Origin of the sequence: Actinosynnema sp. NPDC059797 (assembly GCF_042732085.1) — a bacterium.
Lineage (GTDB): Bacteria > Actinomycetota > Actinomycetes > Mycobacteriales > Pseudonocardiaceae > Actinosynnema.
The window spans coordinates 1-672 of the sequence record NZ_JBHWIE010000619.1; the positions used below are offsets into that span (position 1 = coordinate 1).

The following is a 672-nucleotide window of genomic DNA, read 5'->3' on the forward strand; positions in this document are numbered from 1 at the left end:
GGGTCGACACCGCCCGCACCCGCGCCCTCAGCAGGACTTGGTCCAGGAGCACTCCAGGTCGCGCACCGGGTCCGCCTCCGAGCCCGGCGCGGCCCGGAGCCCGGCCCGGACCCCCGGCTGGGACTGGCCGGCCCGGTCGGAGGCCAGGCGCACCGCGATGGCGTCCTCGATGTCGCGGGGCACGCCCGACACGAAGTTGTTGAACACCATGGAGAACACCAGCTCGCGGCCGTCGGCGTTGGTCACGTAGCCGGACAGCCCGGTCACCCCGGTCAGCGAGCCGGTCTTGGCGCGCACGTTGCCCGCGGCGGCGGTGCCCGTCATCCGGCTGCGCAGGGTGCCGCCCTCCAGCCGGTCCGGCCGGCCGGCCACCGGCAGCGCGTCGTACCAGCTCCGGAACCACGGCTTGGTCCGCGCCGACCGCAGGACGCCCACCAGCAGGTCCGGGGACAGGACGTTCATCCTGGACAGGCCCGAGCCGTCGAACATGTTCATGGTCAGCGGGTCGACGCCCAGCCCGGGCAGCAGCGACTCCAGCGCCCGGATGCCGGCCGACCAGGTGCCCTGGCCGTGGAACTTCCGCCCCAGCGTCTTGACGATGGCCTCGGCGTGCATGTTGTTGCTCAGCTTGAGGAACGGCACGAGGATTTAGGGATGGTTGATCGAGGGGTT

General features: G+C 72.3%; 1 protein-coding gene. It reads right to left on the reverse strand.

The window, feature by feature from the left end; genetic code table 11:
- Positions 1-27: 27 nt before the first annotated feature.
- Entirely contained in the window at positions 28-648 is a 621-nt protein-coding gene (dacB, locus tag ACFV4N_RS42505; protein ID WP_499678369.1) for a D-alanyl-D-alanine carboxypeptidase/D-alanyl-D-alanine endopeptidase, read from the reverse strand.
- Between the last annotated feature and the right edge of the window lie 24 nt (positions 649-672).